We start from the raw sequence: 18,774 nt of genomic DNA on the forward strand, positions 1-18,774 counted from the left end.
TAATTTCGCCAATAGTCCGAAACAGACGATGCGAATCGGACTGTCGATCTCCGGATCTCCGGGAGTGAGAGTGCGCCGATGGACTTGGTGAGATCTTTCCGTTGGACGGCCGAGCGGTACCCGCACCGCCGGGCCGTGGGTGGCCGGCATCCGATGACGTACGCCCAATGGGACGACCGCACCGACCGCCTGGCCGGCGCGCTGACCCGGCTGGGCGTGCGCCCGGGTGACCACGTCGCGCTGCTGCTCGCCGGCGGGGAGCCGCTCGCCAGCCTGCACCTCGCCGTGCAGAAGACCGGCGCGATCTCCGTTCCGCTGTCCACGCGCTTCAGCGCCGACGACGTGGCCTACTGCCTGCACGACTGCTCCCCCGCGCTCCTGATCACCGACAGCACCACCGACCACACGGTCGCCGGCCTTCCCGAACTGCCGGCCCGGGCGCATTCCGGAGCCGCGCTGGACACACCCGACCGGGTGACGCCGCTGGCGCGGCTGCTCGACTCCCCCGCGCCGAAACACCAGCCGGCCGAGGGCGACACGAGCGTCATGCTCTACACGTCCGGCACCACGGGCCGGCCGAAAGGCGTGCCGCGCCGCCACTCCGCCGAGCACGCGGCCGCGGTGGCGCACCTGATCCAGACCCAGCACCGCCCCGGCGAGGTCGCCCTGGGCGTGATGCCGATGTTCCACACCATGGGCATGCGTGCGCTGCTGGCCAGCATCCTCGCGGCGGGCACCTGGGTGCCGCAGGAGAAGTTCGACGCCGAGGAGTCGCTGGAGCTCATCACCGCGGAGGACGTGAGCGCGCTCTACCTGGTGCCCACCGCGTACTGGTCGCTGGTCCACACAGGACGGCTGGCCGAGGCGAAGTCCGTGCGGCGGCTGGCCTACGCGGGCGCGTCGATGACGCCCGCGCTCGCCGAGCGGCTCGACGCCGAGTTGCACCCGGAGGTGTTCGTCAACCACTTCGGCAGCACGGAGATCTACACCTTCACGATCGGGCCCGACGTGCGCCGCAAACCGGGCTGCGCCGGCCGCGCCGGGGTCTTCTCCCGCGTCCGCCTGGTCAGCCCGGCCGAGGGCGCGTCCCCGGACGACGTCGTCGCGCCGGGCGAACCGGGCCAGGTCGCGGTGTCGCTCGAGAGCCCGGAGGCGTTCAGCGGGTACTGGCACCGGCCCGACGCCGACGCGAAGTCGCTGCGCGCCGGCTGGTACTTCACCGGCGACCTCGCGACCGAGGACGAGGACGGCGACCTGTGGGTCGCGGGCCGCGTCGACGACATGATCAACTCCGGCGGCGAGAACATCTACCCCGAGGACATCGAAGACGCCCTCGTGCGCTGCCCGGCCGTCGCCGAAATCGTGGTCGCCGGGCTCCCCGACGACCGCTGGGGCAGCGCGGTCACGGCGTTCGTCGTGCCCTCGGCCGGGTACCGGCCCGAGGAAACGCTGGCACAGCTGGAGTCCTACGCGCGGGAACACTCCGGACTGCCGTCGCTGAAACGGCCCAAGCGCTACCTGGCCGTGGCCGGCATCCCCAAGTCGGCCGTCGGCAAGATCCTGCGCCGCGAGCTGACGGCGGGCCACTACCGCCGGCTGGCGCAGCTCGTGCCGGGCAAGGAGGAGCGCGCATGACAGCGGCCCGCATCGAGGACGTTCCTTTGCTGTGCGGCAAGGGGAAGTTCCTCGACGACCTCGACCCGATGCGCGGCTCGCTGGTCGCGGCGGTCGTGCGCAGCCCGCACCCGCACGCGCGCATCCGGTCCGTCGAGCTGTCGCGGGCGCGGGCGCACCCGGGCGTCGCGGTGGTCCTCGGCCCGGACGAGGTGCTCGCGGCGCTGAAGCCGTTCCCCCTCTCGCTCAAGACACCGATCCGCTACTACCCCACCGGGACCGACAAGGTGCGGTTCGTCGGCGAGCCCGTGGCCGTCGTCGTCGCGACCGACCGCTACACCGCCGAGGACGCGGCGGAACTGGTCGAAGTGGACTACGAGCCGCTGCCGCCCGTGGTCGACTCCCTGCGCGCGATCGCCGAGGACGCGCCGCTGCTGCACGAGGAGCTGGGCAGCAATGTCGCCACCGACCGCACTTTCAGCTTCGGTCCCGTCGACGAGATCTTCGCCGCCGCCGCGCACGTCGTGACCGGCGAATACCGGTTCCCGCGCTACACGTCGGCGCCCATGGAGTGCTATTCGGTCGTCGCGGAGTGGCTTGAGGACGCCGACGGACCGGGTGTCACGGCGTGGGCCAACTTCCATGGGCCCTTCTCCATGGTCCCGGTGCTGGCGGCGGGCCTCGGGCTGCCGACGTCGCGAGTGCGGCTGCGCGTGCCCGCGGACATCGGCGGCAGCTTCGGCATCAAGTCGGGCATCTACCCCTACGTCGCGCTGATGGCCTTGGCCAGCAAGCACTGCGGCCGGCCGGTGCGCTGGACCGAGGACCGCGTGGAGCACCTGCTGTCGAGCTCGGCGGGTTCGGACCGGTGGATGCGGTTCGAGGCCGCCGTCGACGCCGACGGCAAGGTCGAAGCCCTGCGCGCGGACCTCGTCGACAACGTCGGCGCGTACCTTCGCCCGCCCGAGCCCAGCACGCTCTACCGCTGCTTCGGCAACATCACCGGCGCGTACGGCATCGGCGCGGTGGCGATCCGGGCCCGGGCGGTGGTCACGAACAAGACGCCCACCGGCCTCAACCGCGGCTTCGGCGGCCAGCAGCTCTACTTCGGGCTCGAGCGGATCATGGATCGCGTCGCCCGCGAGCTCGACCTCGACCCCGCGGAGATCCGGCGGCGCAACCTGATCCAGGCCGGCTCGTTCCCGTACCACACACCCAGCGGGGGCGTGTACGACTCGGGCGACTACCCGCGGGCGTTCGAGCTCGCCCTGCGCAACGCCGACTACGAGAAGCTGCGCGAGCGCCGGCGGCACGCTCGTGAAGCCGGCGAGTACTTCGGCATCGGCATGGCGACGATCGTCGACCCGTCGGCGACCAACATCGGCTACGTCGGTCTCGCCACCCCGGCCGAGCAGCGCGCGAGCGGGCGCGGGAAGTCGGGCAGCACGGAGCACGTCCGGATCAGCGTCGACCCGCAGGGCGTGGTGTCGGTGCTGCTGGGCACCGTGCCGCAGGGCCAGGGACACGCCACCGTCGCGCGCCAGCTCGTGGCGCAGCGGCTGGGGCTGACGCAGGAGTCCGTACGGCCGGTGGTCGAGATGGACACGGCCACCACGCCCTGGACGATCACCTCAGGCAGCTACTCCTCGCGCTTCGCTCCCCTGCTCACCAGCGCGCTCGTCGCCGCGGCCGACAAGATCGCCGAGACGATCCGGGCCGCGGCCGGGGTGCTGCTCGACACGGATCCCACCGGGCTGGAGCTGGCCGACGGGTTCGTGCGCGAACGCGACGCACCCGATCGGCGCGTGGCCTTCCGGCACGCCGCCGGCTTGGTGCACTGGGACCCCGGGTCGCTGCCGGAAGGGGTGCCGGCGCGGCTGTACGAGGAGGCGGCGTTCAACCCGCCCCAGGCCAAGGCACCGTCCACAGGGGACCAGATCAACTCCAGCCTGTGCTACGGATTCGTCGCCGAGCTGGTCGCGGTGCGGATCGACCCGGTGAGCCTCGCCGTGGAGGTCGAGCTGGTGTCCACGGTGCACGACGCCGGCACGATCCTGAACCCGAAGCTGCTGGAGGGCCAGGTGCACGGGGCTCTCGCGCACGCCCTCGGCGGCGCGCTCTACGAAGAGCTCCGCTACGCCGATTCGGGCCAGCCCACGTCGGCGACCTTCATGGACTACCTCTGCCCCACCAGCGCGGAAGCCGGCTATCCGCTGATCAGCGACCACCTCGAGACGCCCTCTCCGTTCACCACGCTCGGCGCGAAGGGCTGCGGCGAGGGCTCGAGCATGAGCCTGCCGGTGGCGATCGCCAACGCGGTCACCGACGCACTCGGCGTCGAAGTCACGACCCTGCCCCTGCACGGCAATGTCGTGCACGAACTACTGGAAAGGAAGGCCTGATGGCGCTCACCGGAGGCGAGATCCGGCTCGGCCGCACCCACGACGGGCAGGTCGCCGAGCTGACGCTCTCCCACGGCCGCTTCACGATCATCACGTGGGAGATGCGCCAGCGGATGGCGGAGCTGTTCGCCGAGATCGACGCCGACGACGACGTGCGCGTGGTGGTGCTGAAGTCCGACGGCGAGCACTTCTCCTCGGGCGGTGACATCCCCGGCTTCATGGAGGTCGAGCCGGTCGGCTTCACCGATCTCGGCCACAACGTCACCGCGCCCGCGCGCAGCAGGAAGATCGTGGTCGCGGCCGTCGACGGCTACTGCTTCGGCGTGGGCCTGGAGCTCGTGCTGTCCACGGACATCCGCCTGGCCACGCCGCGCAGCCGCTTCGCGCTGCCGGAGATGAAGCTCGGCATGATCCCCGGCAGCGGCGGCACTCAGCGGCTCGCGCGGCTGATCGGCCTTTCACGCGCCAAGTTCCACATCCTCACCGCAGAGCGGATCACCGGCGAACAGGCGCTGGACTGGGGCCTGGTGGCCAAGCTCGCGGCCGACCGCGACGAGCTCTACGCGGAGACGGACAAGGTCGTCGAGACGCTGCTGGGCTACTCCCCCATGGCGGCGCGCACCGCCAAGGAGGTGCTCGACAAGGGCGTCGACGGGCCGCTCTACACCGGCATCGAGCTGGAGCGCAAGGCATACGCGATGCTGCGCGCGAGCCACGACTTCGCCGAGGGCGTGGCGGCGTTCAGCGAGAAGCGGCCCGCGAAGTTCCAGGGGCGCTGAGCCGTGAAAGCCGCACCGTTCGCCTACGTCCGGCCCGCGACGCTCGACGACGCCGTCGCCGAGCTCGTGCGCAGCGCCGGTGAGGGCAAGGTGCTCGCGGGCGGCCAGTCACTGGTGCCGATCCTGGCGATGCGGCTGGCTCGCCCGTCCACCGTGGTCGACATCGGGGCACTGTCCGAACTGGACTTCGTGCGCCGCGACGGCGACGAGCTCGTGATCGGGGCCCTGGTGCGTCAGCGGACGCTGGAAGGGCACCCGCTCGCCGCGGCCGTGCCCCTGCTGCGCCTGGCGCTGCCGTGGATCGGGCACCGCGAGCTGCGCAGCCGGGGCACCGTGTGCGGCAGCATCGCGCACGCCGACCCCGCCGCCGAGCTGCCCGCGGTGGCCTGCGGCCTGGGCGCGTCGCTCGAGATCGCCGGTCCGCACGGCCGGCGCACCGTGGCGGCGGCCGAGTTCTTCCACGGCGCCATGGCCACCTCCGTCGGCGCCGAGGACGTGCTGGCCACGGTGCGTTTCCCCATGGCCCGCCCGGGTGAGGGCTTCGGGTTCGCCGAGATCGCGCGCCGCCACGGCGACTTCGCGCTGGCCGGGGTGGCCACGCGAGTCCGCGTCTCGAACGGACGAGCGGCAGAGGCCGTGCTCACCGCGTTCGGCGTGTCCGATCGTCCGGTCACGCGCGACGTCACCGGTCTCGGCGACGACGAAGTGGCCGACCTGGCCCGCGACCTCGTGGACACCGCGGGCGATACCCACGGCTCACGCGAGTACCGGCAGCGGCTCGTAGCGGCGCTGGCCGTGCGCGAGCTGGCCCGGGCCCGGCGAGCGGCGGAAGGAGGAACGTCATGACGCTGCCGCGGCCGGTCCGCGCGGAAGCCGGCGAGCCCGTTGACGTGACGATGACCGTGAACGGCACGGAGGTGTCACTGTCGCTGCCCGCGCGCGTGACGCTCGCCGACGCGCTGCGCGACCACCTCGGCCTCACCGGCACGCACCTGGGCTGCGAGCACGGCGTGTGCGGGATGTGCACCGTGCTGGTCGACGGCTCCGCCGCCCGAGCGTGCCTGTTGTTCGCCTGCCAGCTCGACGGCGCGGACATCGTGACGGTCGAGGGCCTCGGCCGCCCGGACGACCTGCACCCGTTGCAGGAGGCGTTCGGCTCGCACCACGCGCTGCAGTGCGGCTTCTGCACGCCGGGGTTCCTGCTCAGCTCCTACGACCTGCTGGCGCACAAGCCGGACGTCGCCGAGGAGGACCTCCCCGTGGAGCTGTCCGGCGTGCTGTGCCGGTGCACCGGCTACCGCAACATCCTCTCCGCGGTGTCCGAAGTGGCCGGTGCGCACCGCGACGGGATCCCCGAGCCGCGCAACTGCGGGCACCACGTGCTGATGGGCCACACCGCGGCCAAGCCCGGCGCCGAGTCCGCGCCCGAGCCGGCGGGCGTCAAGGAAATCGAGCTGCCGCAAGGGGATCCGACGTTCACCGTCGAGGTCACCCAGGAGCTCACCGCGTCGCCGGAGAAGACGTGGGCCGTGCTCGACGACATCGACCTCGTCGCCGCGTGCCTGCCCGGGGCGGAGATCTCCGAGCACCTCGGCGACGACCGCTACCGCGGCCGGGCGCGCGTCGCCGTCGGGCCGATCCGGCTTTCGTTCGCGGGGCTGGCGCAGGTCACCGAACGCGACGCGCAGGCGCACCGCCTGCGGGTGATCGGCCAGGGCGAGGACGCCGGGGGCGGGCGCACCCAGGCCGACATCCTGCTCGTCGCGGAGGAAACCGGTGCCGGGACGAGGCTGCGGGCGACCGCGCAGGTGTACCTGACCGGCCGGATCGCGCACTTCGGCCGGGCGCTGGCCGGCGACGTCAGCCGGCGGATGTTCGAGCAGTTCGCCGCGGCCGTGGAGGAGACCGCGGTGTCCGGGGTGCGCACGACGGCAAGGAAGCCGCCGGGCGCACTGGCCCTCCTCGCAGCCACTCTCGCGGCGAAAGCCCGGGAATGGGGCCGGCGCCTGCGCCGGGCCGAGCACAACCCACCCACACATCCGAAAGGGACTCAACGATGAGTTCGACCGCCCCGATCGACAAGATCCTGAGCGACGCCGTCGACGCCGGCGACGTGCCCAACGTCGTGGCCATCGCCGCCGACGACAACGGCATCATCTACGAAGGCGCCGCCGGCCCGCGCGCCGCCGGCAGCGCCGACCCGGCGTCCGCGGACACGCACTTCCGCATCATGTCGATGACCAAGATGGTCACGACCACCGCCGCGTTGAAGCTGGCCGACCAAGGGCAGCTCGACCTCGACGCGCCGGTCGAGCGGTACCGGCCCGAGTTCGCCGAGATGAAGGTGCTCGAAGGCTTCGACGGTGACCAGCCGAGGCTGCGGGCGCCGGCCTCGCAGGCGACCGTGCGGCAGCTGATGACGCACACCTCGGGCCTGAGCTACTGGTTCTGGAACGACGACATCGTGAAGTGGGAGAAGGCCACCGGTATCCCCAACGTGTTGTCGGGCCGGAAGATCGTGCTGACCGCCCCGATGATCGCCGATCCCGGCACGAAGGTCGAGTACGGCACCAACACCGACTGGCTGGGCCAGGTGGTCGAGGCCGTCGCCGGGGTGACGCTGGACGTGTTCTTCAAGGAGCACATCACCGGGCCGCTGGGGATGACCGAGACGTCGTTCGCCCCGACCGGCTCGCAGCGCGGCAACCTGGCCCCGGTGCACGTCCTGGGCGAGGACGGCAAGTGGCTGGCCACCGACATCAACATCCCCGAGCAGCCCGAGTACTGGGCCGGGGGCCACGGCCTGTACTCGACGCCGCGCGACTACCTCAAGTTCCAGCGGATGCTGCTGGGCGGCGGCACGCTCGACGGCACCAAGGTGCTGGAACGGTCCACTGTGGACGCCGCGTTCACCAACCAGATCGGCGACCTGGACTTCCCGGCGCGCATCCCGACCGCGGACCCGACGTCGTCGTTCGACTTCGTCGCGGGGCCGGGCCACAAGTGGGGCCTCGGGCTCGTGCTCAACAGCGAGCAGCGACCGGGGATGCGCGCCGCGGGCAGCGGAACGTGGGCCGGGTTGTGCAACTCGTTCTTCTGGGTCGACCCGGTGAACCGCGTGACGGGCGCGATCTACAGCCAGTCGCTGCCGTTCGTGCCGCCGCCGTTCGTCAAGCTGTACGAGGACTTCGAGCGGGCGCTGTACGCGACGCGCTAGCTCTTGAGGCGGCGACGTCCCCGGCCGGGTGCCGCGACCATCCGGCCGGAGTCGTCCGACTCTTCGGGTCAGGCGGCCAGCGCCAGCCCGCCGTCCACGGCGAGGACCTGACCGGTGAGCCAGGCCGCGTGCGGGTCGGCCAGCCGGACGATCCAGGCGGCGACGTCGGCCGGATGACCACGCCGACCCAGCGGGATGCGCTCGGCCTCGGCCGCCTTGACGCGGTCGACCTCCTCCGGCGACAGCCCCGCCGACACCAGCGCTTCGCTCTCCGTCGGCCCGGGGGCGACCGCGTTGACGCGCACTCCGCCGGGCGCCAGCTCGAGTGCCCAGCTGCGCGTGAGGGATTCGACAGCCGCCTTCGAGGCGCCGTAGTGGGCCGCCCCGGCCAGCGGGCGGTGGCCGAAGGTGCTGGAGACGTTGACGATCGCGCCCCGGCTTTCCCGCAACGGCTCCAGCGCGGCGCGCGCGAGCAGGCTCGGCGCGACGACGTTGACCGCGAACAGGCGCTCGACACCCTCGGCGGTGGTGTCTGCGAGCGGCATCCCGGTGAAGATCCCGGCGTTGTTGACCAGCACGTCAAGCCGGCCCCAGCGGTGCAGTGCGGCGTCCACAACGGACTCCGCGGCCCCGGTCCGCGCCAGGTCGGCCGCGTGGACCTCGATCGCCGGATGCCGGGTGGCGGTCTCCGCGAGGGCTTCGGCCCGCCGGCCGACGACGAGGACTTTCGCCCCCGCGTGCGCGAACGCCTCCGCGCTCGCGCGGCCGATGCCCGATCCGGCACCGGTGACGATCACGACGTGTCCGGACAGGTCGCTCGACGTCGGGTCCACGGGCTCACTCCTTCGTTCGATGTTCTGCGAACGTCGAACGTAGCACGTTGTTCGACCGTCGTAGAATGACGGACGACGCTCCCCCGACGAACGGATCCGCATGAGGCACCCGACGCCCCCGCCGGCGCCCGAGGACATGAAGCTGGCCGAGGTGCTCACCGCGTTGAGCGACTCCGTCCGCCTCGGCCTGGTGCGCCAGCTCGCCGACGGCGCCGAACGCGGGTGGGGCGACCTGCGCGCGCCCGTCGCGAAGTCCACGCTCAGCCACCACCTGAAGACCCTCCGCGGCGCCGGCGTCACCGAAACGCGCGAAGACGGCACCCGCTGCTTCGTCACCCTCCGCCGTGGCGCGCTCGACCAGCGGTTTCCCGGCCTCCTGGACGCAGTGCTGAAGGCTGCCGACGAAGAGCAGATCGGCGAAGCGCCCGCGCTCGACAGGACTGCCCCGCGCCCCTAGCCTGACTAGAGCGATCGCTCTAGTGGGAGGCGCCATGCCGACGATCGAACTGTCCGCCGGGCCGATCGACTACGCCGACACCGGCGGCCCCGGGCCGGTGGTCGTGTTCACGCACGGCTTTCCGATGAACGAGACGCAGTGGCGCAAGGTCGTCCCACTGCTGGCCGGCTACCGCTGCGTGCTGCCGACGCTCCCCCTCGGCGCCCACCGCAAACCGATGCGCCGCGACGCGGACCTGTCCCAGCGCGGCCAGGCGCTGCTGCTCGGCGAGTTCCTGGAGCGCCTCGGCCTCGCCGATGTCACCCTCGTCCTCAACGACTGGGGCGGCCCGCAGTTCCTCGTGTCCGAAGGCCGCGCCGACCGCGTCGGCCGGCTGGTGCTCGTCGCGTGCGAGGCGTTCGACAACTTCCCGCCGCCACCCGCCCGGCCGCTGGCGCGGCTGGCCGAAGTTCCCGGCGGCGCCTGGCTCCTCATGCGACTGTTGCGCACGAAGTTCTTCCGCCACAACGAGAAAGCCTACGGCGGCCTCGCCAAGCACGGCATCGCCGACACCGTGCTCGACGACTGGTTCGCCCCGGCCACCCGCGACCGCGCCATCCGCCGCGACCTCGCCAAGTTCGCCGTCTCGACTCCGAGCCGCGACGTCCTGCTGCGGTGGACGGCACGGCTCTCCGACTTCGACCGCCCCGTGCTGGTCGTGTGGGCGCCGGAGGACCGCATGATGCCGGTGTCCCACGGCCGCCGCCTGGCCGAACTCTTCCCAGGCGGCCGGCTCGTCGAAATCGCCGACTCGTGGACGCTCGTCCCCGAGGATCAGCCGGACCGCCTGGCCGAAGTACTGCGGGAGTTCCTGCCCGCGGCTGGCTGAGTCGCTACTGCTGATACGGCCGGTGCTGCGGCTGGTATCCCGGCGGCGGCGGTTGCTGAAACCCTCCCTGCGGCGGGAATCCCGGCGGCTGCTGGTACCCCGGCTGTTGCTGGGACCCCGCCTGCTGCTGGTACGCCGACTGCTGCTGGGACCCCACCTGCTGCTGGTACGCCGACGGCTGCTGGGACCCCGGCGGCGGAGCGAAGCCGGGCTGCTGCACGGGCACGGGCTGGGAAACCGGGCCGGACCCCTGGTTGGCCCTGCGCCGGATCGCGACCACCAGCCGCCAACCGCACGCGGCCGCGATCCCCGCGCCGATCCCGAACGTGACCCACCGGCCGCCGCCCTCGAAGGTCTTCGCGTCGTCGATCGACTCCTGCAGTTTCTCTTCGTAGGTCTCGCTCGACGTCACGCCGTACTGGGTCCTGTCGCAGGTCTGCCCCGGCCGCATTTCGTCGCTGCCGCACAGCACCTTGCCGGATGACCCGGTGCCGAACACGCCGAGCGCCATCAACCCCAGCCCGAACAGCAGGCCGACAGACCACCAAACCACGCTTTTCATCCATCCCCCACTGCGTCATATCGGATAGCGAGGCATATCAGACCACAAATCGAACTGTGACGCACAGGCTTCCGACGTAACTTCCGAAAGAGTCAACCGCTCGTGTCCGTTTCGGTCCTTCCGCACGGGGTAAGCCGCGAAGGAACGCAGAGACGACGAAGGGAGCCCCATGAGCACCATCACCGAGTTCGTCGACGTGCACGTACCGGTTTCCGCGGCGTACAACCAGTGGACGCAGTTCGAGTCGTTCCCGCGCTTCATGGACGGCGTCGAGGAAGTACGCCAGGTCGACGACACGCACACGCACTGGAAGATCGCGCTGGGCGGGGTCACACGGGAGTTCGACGCGACGATCACCGAGCAGCACCCCGACGAGCGCGTGGCTTGGGCGTCGGACTCCGGGCCGACGCACGCCGGCGTGATCACGTTCCACCGGCTCGACGACGAGACCACCCGGGTGACGGCCCAGATGGACCTGGATCCCGACGGGTTCGCCGAGACCGCGGCCGACAAGCTCGGCATCCTCGACCGCCGGGTCAAGGACGACATGCAGCGGTTCAAGACGTTCATCGAGCACCGCGACGGCCGCGAAACCGGCACGTGGCGTGGTGACGTCGCTCCTCCGCCGCAGCGTTGACCCGGTTTCACCGTCCGTGCGCGGTGGTAACCGAGAGGCAGGAAGGGAGCCACCCATGACTGCCGACGAGAAGCAGCTGGACGAGCAGCTCGAGGAAGTGCGCCACGCGATCAGCGAGGCCAAGGACGCCGCCCAGGAAGCCCACGACTCGCGCCCGGACCCCATGGGCTCCGGGTCCGGGTCGGCGGACCCCGGCGAGCGGGAGGAGGACTCAACCATGAGCGACCCGGAAAAGCACGAAGAACGCGACGATCCCTACGGCGAATCCGCCGAGGAGCAGCGTGAGACCGTCCGCGGAGAACAAGGCACCTCGCAGGACCCGCATGACGACACCGACCCGCAGTCGGGCTCCTGACCGGTTTTACCTGCGCCGCAACGGGTGTCCGTCGGCCACGAAGGAGGAGCCGTGCCTCAGGAAACCTGGAGCGACAAGCGAGAGCGCCAGTACGAGCACATCAAGTCGGCACAGCAAGACCGCGGCGCGAGTACTTCGCGGGCCGAGGAGATCGCCGCCCGTACGTGAACAAGAACCGCGCCCGTTCCGCGAGTCCCGCACCGCGAGCAAGACCTCGATCCGCGACAAGAGCTCGCAGCAGCGCGGCGGGGAACGCAGCGGCAAAGGCCTCGGGCCGGGCGGGCCGACCAGGGCTCAGCTGTACAACGAGGCCAGGCAGCGCAACGTCAAGGGGCGCTCGAGCATGACGAAGAAGGAACTGCAAAGAGCCCTGGGCCGCTGACTGCCGGCCCGAGCCCGATCCCGTCGGCAGCCGCCTGCCGACGGGATCGGCGCGTCCACTCTGGACTTTCATCGCCTGAAGAGGGAGGCGGATCGTGAACAGCCGGCTGATCGCCGTCGCCATCGACTGCCGCAACGCCGAGGCACTGGCCGAGTTCTGGCGCGAGGCCCTGGACTACCCGGCCACCGAACGCTGGACCGACCACCACGGGCTGACCTACGTCGAGCTCAAGGCGCCCGGCCGCGTGTCGCTGCTGTTCCAGCCCGTGCCCGAGGGGAAGACCGTCAAGAACCGGCTGCACCTCGACGTCGCGCCCGGCACCGTCGAGCAGCGCGACGAGGTCGAACGCCTCGTCACCCTCGGCGCGAAAATCCTCGACGACCCGGACGACGAGCACTGGATCGTCCTGGCCGACCCCGAGGGCAACGAGTTCTGTGTCCTGCCGCGGCGCTGACCTCGGCCGGTTCCGACGCGAGTACCGAGGAGGGTCCATGCAGCGCGAACGACAGCCGGTCCTGGAAACGACCGAGCCGAGGCAGTCCGCCGAACCCCCGCAGTTCACCGAGGTGCACTACCGAATGTGGGCCCGCTTCGCCGGCCCCGCGTGGCTGCGCCGCCTCCTCGGCGACCGCAACGGCCTCCGCCTCGACGCAGAAGGTCTGTCCGTGCGCCTCGGCTCCTGGCTCGTCACGACGCCACTGGACAACCTCGCCGGCGCCCGGGTCACCGGGCCATACCGCACGTGGCGCGCGCTCGGCCCGCACCTGTCCTTCGCCGACCGCGGCCTCACCCTCGGCACGACCACCGAACGCGGCGTCTGCCTCGGTTTCCGCGGGCCGGTCCGCGGGCTCGACCCGTGGGGCCTGGTCCGCCACCCCAGCCTGACCGTGACGGTCGACGAGCCGGAGCTCGTCGCCGAGGTCGTCAACCGCGTCGCCGACCACGGTAAGTGACGCTTCACTCAGGCGGTTGACCCCATGCGGAGTGGGTACCCGACGAGGCGATGACGCTGGGAGCACAACCATGAGCACCGATGACCTCGTCTCCGTCCTCGCCGACGACCACCTGGAGTTGAGCAGGATCTGCACCGAACTGGAAACCGACCACGGCAGCCCGGAGAACCGCAGGGAAGTGGCCGATCACCTCATCGCCCAGCTCGTGCAGCACGAGGTGGCCGAGGAGCCGTTCCTGCCGCCCGGCCCGGCCCTGCACGGCGCGGACGACCTGATGCGCCGGATGGAAGGCCTGGGTCCGCAGGACGCACGCTTCGAGCGCCTGCTGGCAACCTTGATCCACACCGTCCGGCGACACCTGCGCGAAGCCGGGCCCGCGGTCACCGGGCTGCGCAACCGCTACCCGGCCGACCGGTTGCGGGAGCTCGGCCAGGACGCGCTCGAAGCCCGCCGGGGCGCGGACTCACTGCCCCACCCGGTCATCGCCGACCGCACACCCCCGAACGCGCTGCTGCGGACGGGGCCGGGGTTCGTCGACCGGGTCCGGGCGGCGCTGACCTCCGTCCACTGAGGACCGTGCGACACCAGCCTCGAACCGGAGGAATCGCGAATGACCACAGTGGAGGACGTACTGGCCGAGTACGGCACCACCCACGCCGAGCAGGCCGGCATCAAGCTCGCCGACAAACCGCAGCCGCTGTACCAGCTGCTCGTCCTCACCACGCTGATGTCGGCGCGCATCGGTTCCGACATCGCCGTGGCCGCCGCGAAGGAGCTGTGGCAGGCAGGCTGGCGGACTCCGAAGGCCATGCGGGACTCCGAGTGGACCGACCGCGTCCACGCGCTGGGGCGCGGCCGTTACGTGCGCTACGACGAGAGCACCGCCCGCTACCTCGTGGACAGCGCGGAGTTCCTGCACGAGCGCTACCAGGACGACCTGCGCAACCTCGCCGACGCCGCCGGCAGCTCGCCGGAACGGCTGGAGAAGCTGCTCACGGAGTTCCCCCGCATCGGTCCGACCGGCGCGCAGATCTTCTGCGAGGAGGTCCAGGCCGTGTGGCCGTGGGTGCGCCCGTACTTCGACAAACGGGCGCTGGCCGGCGCGAAGAAGGCCGGGCTGCCGGCGGATCCCGAGAAGCTCGCCAGCCTCGTCGCGGGCGACGACGTGGCCCGGCTCGCCGCCGCTCTCGTACAGGTGAACATCCACGCGAAGAAGGACTGAGAACCGACGCTGCCGGGTCTCGCGCCGGCAGCGTCGTCTCGATCACGGGTCCACGGAGGAGTCGGCGACCGCGGTGTGGGCCAGGGCCGCGACCGTCTCCTCGAGGCCGCGCTGGATCTCGTCGCCGGAGCCCTCGCGGACGCTGCTCAAGGTCACCTCCACGCGGCTGGCCGTGGGTCCGGCCTCGTCGATCGAGAGGGTGCCGTGGTAGTCGTCCGGGCCTTCGGCGCCCCAGGACAGGGTGCGGGTGCCTTCGTCCACTTTGAGCCAGGCGTCACCTTCGACGTGCCGGCCGTGGACCTCGGCCTCGACGTGGACGGTGTCGCCGCCTTCAGGGCGCGCCGCTTGCATCTGCGAGAAGTAGTGCGGCAAGTTGCGCGGTTCGCGCAGGTAGGCGAACAGCTCGTCGGCGGGCAGTTCCACCGTGGCGCTGTGCCGGTAGTCGGTCATGGGACCACCTCCTGGCCCGCCGGGTACCCACACGGTCCGCCGCGCCAACCACCGCCGGGCGGCTCCGCCGGCCGCGCGCGTTGCGGGACCACGACGTGCTTCAGGTTTCTGGTACGGCTGCGGCGCTCGAAGCGAACCGCGCCCGATGAAGGTTGAGCCGAAGCGAGAGCGGGAACCCGGGGACCACCCGGCGGCCCGCGCCGGAGGGCGACGCGACGATGGAGGTGCTGTGGTGACCGAAGAGGTGCAGCCGATTCCGCCGAAGGAACGCTCGTTCGGCGAGCTCGTCTCCGACCTCACCGACCAGGTGAAGCGGCTGGTGCGCGACGAGGTCCGGCTCGGGGTCCTGGAGCTGAAGCAGAAGAGCACGCGGATGGGCGTGGGCGCCGGGTTGTTCGGCGCCGCCGGACTCGTCGCGCTGTTCGGCGCGGGGGCGCTGGTGGCCGCCGCGATCATGGCGCTCGCGCTCGTGCTGCCCGGATGGGCGTCGGCGCTGGTCGTCGCGGGCGCGTTGTTCGTCGTCGCCGGGATCGCGGCGCTCGTCGGGCGCACGCAGATCAAGAACGCGACGCCGCCCGTGCCGCAGGAAGCCATCGAAGGCGTCCGCGAGGACGTCGAAATCGTCAGGCAGGAGGTGCGCTCGTGAACCGCGAGTTCCCGGATACCCCGGACGAGGTCCGCATCGACCGCGACGCCACTCGCGCCGAGCTCGCGCAGACGCTGGAAAGCCTCGAGCAGAAGCTCGACGTACGCCCGAAGATCAAGCAGGGCATCGACGACCGGCTGGACCAGGCCGAAGCCAAGGTCGGCACGGTCGTCGGCGAACCGACGGCCGCGAAGTTCCGCCAGGGCGCCGAAACCGTGCGCGCCAACCCGGTCCCGGTCTTCGCTAGCCTGCTCGGCCTGATCGTCGTGCTGCGGCTCATCCTGCGCCGGCGCTCGCACGAAGATTGAGCGGCCCCGCCGATGTTTGCCCGCCGCGACCCCGCGGTACCCGGGCGGAATGACCACAACCGTTGCGGACTACGTGTTGCAGAGGCTGCGCGAATGGGATGTCGAGCTGGTGTTCGGCTATCCCGGGGACGGGATCAACGGCCTCGTCACCGCGTTCGGCGCCGCGGGGAACGAGCCGCGGTTCGTGCAGGCGCGGCACGAGGAGATGGCCGCGTTCGAGGCCGTCGGGTACGCGAAATTCAGCGGACGCGTCGGCGTGTGCGCGGCGACGTCCGGGCCCGGCGCGATCCACCTGCTCAACGGCCTCTACGACGCCAAACTCGACCACGTGCCCGTGGTGGCGATCGTCGGCCAGACCGCGCGCAGCGCGATGGGCGGCAGCTACCAGCAGGAAGTCGACCTGCAGGCGCTGTTCAAGGACGTCGCGAGTGAGTACCTCGTCGAGGTCAACGTGCCCGAGCAGCTGCCCAACGCGCTCGACCGCGCCATCCGCACCGCGCTCGCGCAGCGCGCCCCCACGGCCCTGATCATCCCGGCGGACGTGCAGGAGCTGCCGTACTCGCCGCCCGAGCACGAGTTCAAGCACGTGCCCTCCAGCCCGCCCGGCCACCCGCGCGCGAAGGTCGTGCCGCCGGACGAGGAGCTGACGCGGGCGGCCGAGGTCCTCAACGCCGGCGAGAAGGTCGCGATCCTGCTCGGCCAAGGCGCGCGCAACGCCGTGACCGAGGTCCGCGAGGTCGCCGAGCTGACGGGCGCGGGGGTGGCCAAAGCGTTGCTGGGCAAGGACGTGCTGCCCGACGACCTGCCGTACGTGACCGGCGCGATCGGCCTGCTGGGCACGCGCCCGAGCTACGAGCTCATGCACGACTGCGACACGCTGCTGATCATCGGCTCCGGCTTCCCGTACAGCCAGTTCCTGCCCCCGTTCGGGCAGGCGCGCGCAGTGCAGATCGACCTCGACGCGCGGTACCTGGGCCTGCGCTACCCCACCGAGGTCACCCTTCTCGGCGACGCCAAGTCCACTTTGGAACAGCTCCTCCCGTTGCTGGAGCGCAAGACCGAGCGCGCGTGGCGTGAGCGGATCGAGAAGAACGTGGCCGAGTGGACGGACACCGTCACACGGCAGGCCATGCTGGCGGCGGACCCGATCAACCCGATGCGGATCGTCCACGAGCTGTCCGAGCGGATCCCCGAGGACACGATCGTCACCGCCGACTCCGGCTCGACGGCGAACTGGTACGCCCGCAACCTGCGCATCCGCGGGCGGATCCGCGCTTCGCTGTCAGGGACTCTCGCGACGATGGGCCCGGGGGTGCCGTACGCGATCGGCGCCAAGTTCGCGCATCCCGACCGCCCGGTGGTCGCGCTCGTGGGCGACGGGGCCATGCAGATGAACGGCATGGCCGAGCTGCTCACCCTCGCGCGCTACCGCGAGCTGTGGCCCGACCAGCGGTGTGTGATCTGCGTCTTCCACAACGGTGACCTCAACCAGGTCACGTGGGAGCTGCGCGCGATGGGCGGCGCGCCGAAGTTCGAGCCGTCGCAGTCGCTGCCCGAAGTGTCCTATGCGGACTTCGCCCGCGGCATCGGGCTGGGCGGCATCGCGGTCGACGACCCTGAGCGGCTCGGTGACGCCTGGACCACGGCGCTCACCGCCGACGTCCCGACCGTTCTCGACGTGCGGTGCGACCCCGAGGTGCCGCCGATCCCGCCGCACGCGACTTTCGAGCAGATCAAATCCATGACCGAATCGGTGCTCAAGGGCGACCCCCACGCGTGGCACCTGGTCGCCCAGGGCCTCAAGACCAAGGTCCAGGAGCTCCTGCCGACGCGCACCTGATCCCGCGCACCAGAAAGGAGTCCCTTGTGGACACCCACGACCTGCGTCCCCTCACGACAGCGACCGGACCGTTCGCCTCGGTCCACTTCGACCAGTCACACGACACGGAAGACGCGGCGAAGCAGCTTCGACTGCGGCTCAAGGAGATCAACGCGGCGCTGTCCGAGCAGGACGCCGACCCGGCGACGGTCGCCGCGATCACCGACGCGATCGAGGCCGCTCCCCCGCCCGTCGGGCAGGCCGGGCGGAGCCTGATCGCCGCGCACGGCGAGATCGTGGCCGACCGCCGGCTCGCCGCGCCTCCAGCCGCGCAGGAGGCGCGGTACTCGGACCTGCCGTACTTCCTGCCGGTGGTGACGCACGCCGAGAACGCGCCCGAGCACGTGGTGGTGCTCGTCGATCGCCACGGCGCGGACGTGGAGGTGCACCACCCCGACGGCACCGTGCGCGCGGAAACCGTGCAGGGCCCCGAGGACGACGTGCACAAGGTCCGCGGCGGCGGCCCGGCGCACCGGAACCTGCAGCACCGCACCGAGGAAGCCGTGCGGCACAACCTCGAGGACGTCGCCGCAGCCGTGGCCAAGACGGTCGAACGGACCGGCGCCCGCCTGGTCGTGCTGGCCGGCGAAGTGCAGGCCCGCGCCGAGCTGCTCGGCCTGCTGCCCGAGCCCGTGCGCGCGGTCACCGAGGAGACGGACGCCGGGGGCCGCGCCGCCGGCGCCGACCGGGCCGAGCTGGACGAGCACGTCCACGAGCTGCTGGCCGGCCGCCGCCTCGGCGAGCTCGACGACCTCGCCGAACGCTTCCGCGCCGAGGCCGGTCGCGGTTCAGGCCTCGCCGTCAGTGGCCTGGAGGCCGTCACGGCGGCGCTGTCCGAGGCCAACGTCGCCACCCTGCTCGTCGGCGACCCCGGCGACGCCGAGGTGCTGACCGGCCGCGAACCCACCCAGGTCGGCGTCGCCGCGCCCCGGCTGGCGGCGCTCGGCGCTTCCGAACCAGCACCCCACCGCGCCGACGAGGCCCTCCCCTACGCCGCCGTGGCCGTCGGCGCGGACGTGGTGGTGATGGACGAGCGCCTCGACCTGCCCGGTGGGTTCGCCGCCCTGTTGCGCCACCCGTGACCCCCTGACCCCGGGTGGTGCGGACAGGCGGCGGGGTGTGCCCGCACCACCCGGACACCACCAGATATCCCCCACCGGAGATCTCCGACCGGACATCACAGTGCCGAGGGCCGACCGGACACGCCGTT

Annotated in this window: 21 protein-coding genes and 1 pseudogene; 19 read left to right on the top strand and 3 right to left on the bottom strand. The window is 71.6% G+C overall.

Annotation, left to right across the window (positions count from 1 at the left end):
* The first annotated feature begins 78 nt into the window (after window positions 1-78).
* Genes AB0M56_RS04180 through AB0M56_RS04205 form a run of 6 tightly spaced genes read left to right on the top strand, consistent with a single transcriptional unit; the run spans window position 79 to window position 8,012 of the window.
* A complete protein-coding gene (locus AB0M56_RS04180; RefSeq protein ID WP_364170909.1) occupies window positions 79-1,635 on the top strand; it encodes an AMP-binding protein in 1,557 nt (518 codons plus the stop codon).
* On the top strand, window positions 1,632-4,016 hold the full coding sequence (locus tag AB0M56_RS04185; protein ID WP_364170911.1) for a xanthine dehydrogenase family protein molybdopterin-binding subunit: 2,385 nt from the start codon (window positions 1,632-1,634) through the stop codon (window positions 4,014-4,016). The genes AB0M56_RS04180 and AB0M56_RS04185 overlap by 4 nt, the downstream gene beginning before the upstream one ends.
* A complete protein-coding gene (locus AB0M56_RS04190) occupies window positions 4,016-4,795 on the top strand; it encodes an enoyl-CoA hydratase/isomerase family protein (RefSeq protein WP_364170913.1) in 780 nt (259 codons plus the stop codon). The genes AB0M56_RS04185 and AB0M56_RS04190 overlap by 1 nt, the downstream gene beginning before the upstream one ends.
* Window positions 4,796-4,798: 3 nt before the next feature.
* Complete coding sequence (locus AB0M56_RS04195) at window positions 4,799-5,641, top strand: FAD binding domain-containing protein (RefSeq protein ID WP_364170915.1); 843 nt, start codon at window positions 4,799-4,801, stop codon at window positions 5,639-5,641.
* Window positions 5,638-6,855 carry a 2Fe-2S iron-sulfur cluster-binding protein gene (locus AB0M56_RS04200; protein ID WP_364170917.1) on the top strand — a complete coding sequence of 406 codons (1,218 nt, stop codon included), beginning with the start codon at window positions 5,638-5,640 and terminating at the stop codon, window positions 6,853-6,855. The genes AB0M56_RS04195 and AB0M56_RS04200 overlap by 4 nt, the downstream gene beginning before the upstream one ends.
* Window positions 6,852-8,012: a serine hydrolase domain-containing protein gene (locus AB0M56_RS04205; protein ID WP_364170919.1), complete on the top strand. Its 1,161-nt coding sequence runs from the start codon at window positions 6,852-6,854 to the stop codon at window positions 8,010-8,012. The genes AB0M56_RS04200 and AB0M56_RS04205 overlap by 4 nt, the downstream gene beginning before the upstream one ends.
* A 68-nt stretch (window positions 8,013-8,080) precedes the next feature.
* Here the strand turns inward: AB0M56_RS04205 and AB0M56_RS04210 are convergent, their stop codons facing one another.
* Window positions 8,081-8,845: an SDR family oxidoreductase gene (locus AB0M56_RS04210; RefSeq protein ID WP_364170921.1), complete on the bottom strand. Its 765-nt coding sequence runs from the start codon at window positions 8,843-8,845 to the stop codon at window positions 8,081-8,083.
* Window positions 8,846-8,945: 100 nt separating this feature from the next.
* Here AB0M56_RS04210 and AB0M56_RS04215 point away from each other — a divergent pair, with 100 nt between their 5' ends.
* Complete coding sequence (locus tag AB0M56_RS04215; protein WP_364170924.1) at window positions 8,946-9,302, top strand: ArsR family transcriptional regulator; 357 nt, start codon at window positions 8,946-8,948, stop codon at window positions 9,300-9,302.
* A gap of 34 nt (window positions 9,303-9,336) precedes the next feature.
* Window positions 9,337-10,170 (top strand): alpha/beta hydrolase, encoded by an 834-nt coding sequence (locus AB0M56_RS04220; protein WP_364170926.1) that lies wholly within the window; start codon window positions 9,337-9,339, stop codon window positions 10,168-10,170.
* A gap of 4 nt (window positions 10,171-10,174) precedes the next feature.
* On the opposite strand, the gene AB0M56_RS04225 is transcribed toward AB0M56_RS04220, so the two are convergent.
* Window positions 10,175-10,732, bottom strand: coding sequence for a hypothetical protein (locus tag AB0M56_RS04225; RefSeq protein WP_364170928.1), 558 nt, complete (start codon window positions 10,730-10,732; stop codon window positions 10,175-10,177).
* A gap of 169 nt (window positions 10,733-10,901) precedes the next feature.
* Between AB0M56_RS04225 and AB0M56_RS04230 the strand changes: the two genes are divergently transcribed.
* From AB0M56_RS04230 to AB0M56_RS04260, 7 genes and pseudogenes are all read left to right on the top strand, one after another.
* The gene (locus tag AB0M56_RS04230) at window positions 10,902-11,369 is read left to right on the top strand and encodes an SRPBCC family protein (RefSeq protein ID WP_364170930.1); all 468 of its coding nucleotides are present in this window, start codon (window positions 10,902-10,904) and stop codon (window positions 11,367-11,369) included.
* 55 nt (window positions 11,370-11,424) lie between these two features.
* The gene (locus AB0M56_RS04235) at window positions 11,425-11,724 is read left to right on the top strand and encodes a hypothetical protein (protein WP_364170932.1); all 300 of its coding nucleotides are present in this window, start codon (window positions 11,425-11,427) and stop codon (window positions 11,722-11,724) included.
* 51 nt (window positions 11,725-11,775) lie between these two features.
* Window positions 11,776-12,106, top strand: a pseudogene (locus AB0M56_RS04240) (plasmid stabilization protein).
* A 94-nt stretch (window positions 12,107-12,200) separates the two neighbouring features.
* Window positions 12,201-12,560 (top strand): VOC family protein, encoded by a 360-nt coding sequence (locus AB0M56_RS04245; RefSeq protein ID WP_364170934.1) that lies wholly within the window; start codon window positions 12,201-12,203, stop codon window positions 12,558-12,560.
* Between the two features lie 37 nt (window positions 12,561-12,597).
* Window positions 12,598-13,059: a hypothetical protein gene (locus AB0M56_RS04250; protein WP_364170936.1), complete on the top strand. Its 462-nt coding sequence runs from the start codon at window positions 12,598-12,600 to the stop codon at window positions 13,057-13,059.
* Between the two features lie 70 nt (window positions 13,060-13,129).
* Window positions 13,130-13,630 carry a hemerythrin domain-containing protein gene (locus AB0M56_RS04255; RefSeq protein WP_364170938.1) on the top strand — a complete coding sequence of 167 codons (501 nt, stop codon included), beginning with the start codon at window positions 13,130-13,132 and terminating at the stop codon, window positions 13,628-13,630.
* Window positions 13,631-13,669: 39 nt separating this feature from the next.
* A complete protein-coding gene (locus tag AB0M56_RS04260) occupies window positions 13,670-14,281 on the top strand; it encodes an endonuclease (RefSeq protein WP_364170940.1) in 612 nt (203 codons plus the stop codon).
* Window positions 14,282-14,323: 42 nt separating this feature from the next.
* Here the strand turns inward: AB0M56_RS04260 and AB0M56_RS04265 are convergent, their stop codons facing one another.
* Entirely contained in the window at window positions 14,324-14,731 is a 408-nt protein-coding gene (locus tag AB0M56_RS04265) for an SRPBCC family protein (RefSeq protein WP_364170942.1), read from the bottom strand.
* A 232-nt stretch (window positions 14,732-14,963) separates the two neighbouring features.
* Between AB0M56_RS04265 and AB0M56_RS04270 the strand changes: the two genes are divergently transcribed.
* Genes AB0M56_RS04270 through AB0M56_RS04285 form a run of 4 tightly spaced genes read left to right on the top strand, consistent with a single transcriptional unit; the run spans window position 14,964 to window position 18,646 of the window.
* A complete protein-coding gene (locus tag AB0M56_RS04270) occupies window positions 14,964-15,377 on the top strand; it encodes a phage holin family protein (protein ID WP_364170944.1) in 414 nt (137 codons plus the stop codon).
* Window positions 15,374-15,685, top strand: a complete 312-nt coding sequence (locus AB0M56_RS04275; RefSeq protein WP_364170946.1) for a DUF3618 domain-containing protein — start codon at window positions 15,374-15,376, stop codon at window positions 15,683-15,685. The genes AB0M56_RS04270 and AB0M56_RS04275 overlap by 4 nt, the downstream gene beginning before the upstream one ends.
* A gap of 49 nt (window positions 15,686-15,734) precedes the next feature.
* Window positions 15,735-17,525 (top strand): thiamine pyrophosphate-requiring protein, encoded by a 1,791-nt coding sequence (locus AB0M56_RS04280; protein WP_364170948.1) that lies wholly within the window; start codon window positions 15,735-15,737, stop codon window positions 17,523-17,525.
* Window positions 17,526-17,551: 26 nt separating this feature from the next.
* Entirely contained in the window at window positions 17,552-18,646 is a 1,095-nt protein-coding gene (locus AB0M56_RS04285) for a Vms1/Ankzf1 family peptidyl-tRNA hydrolase (protein WP_364170950.1), read from the top strand.
* Window positions 18,647-18,774 lie beyond the last annotated feature (128 nt).

This window comes from Amycolatopsis sp. NPDC051372 (genome assembly GCF_040682095.1).
In the GTDB taxonomy this organism is placed as follows: domain Bacteria; phylum Actinomycetota; class Actinomycetes; order Mycobacteriales; family Pseudonocardiaceae; genus Amycolatopsis.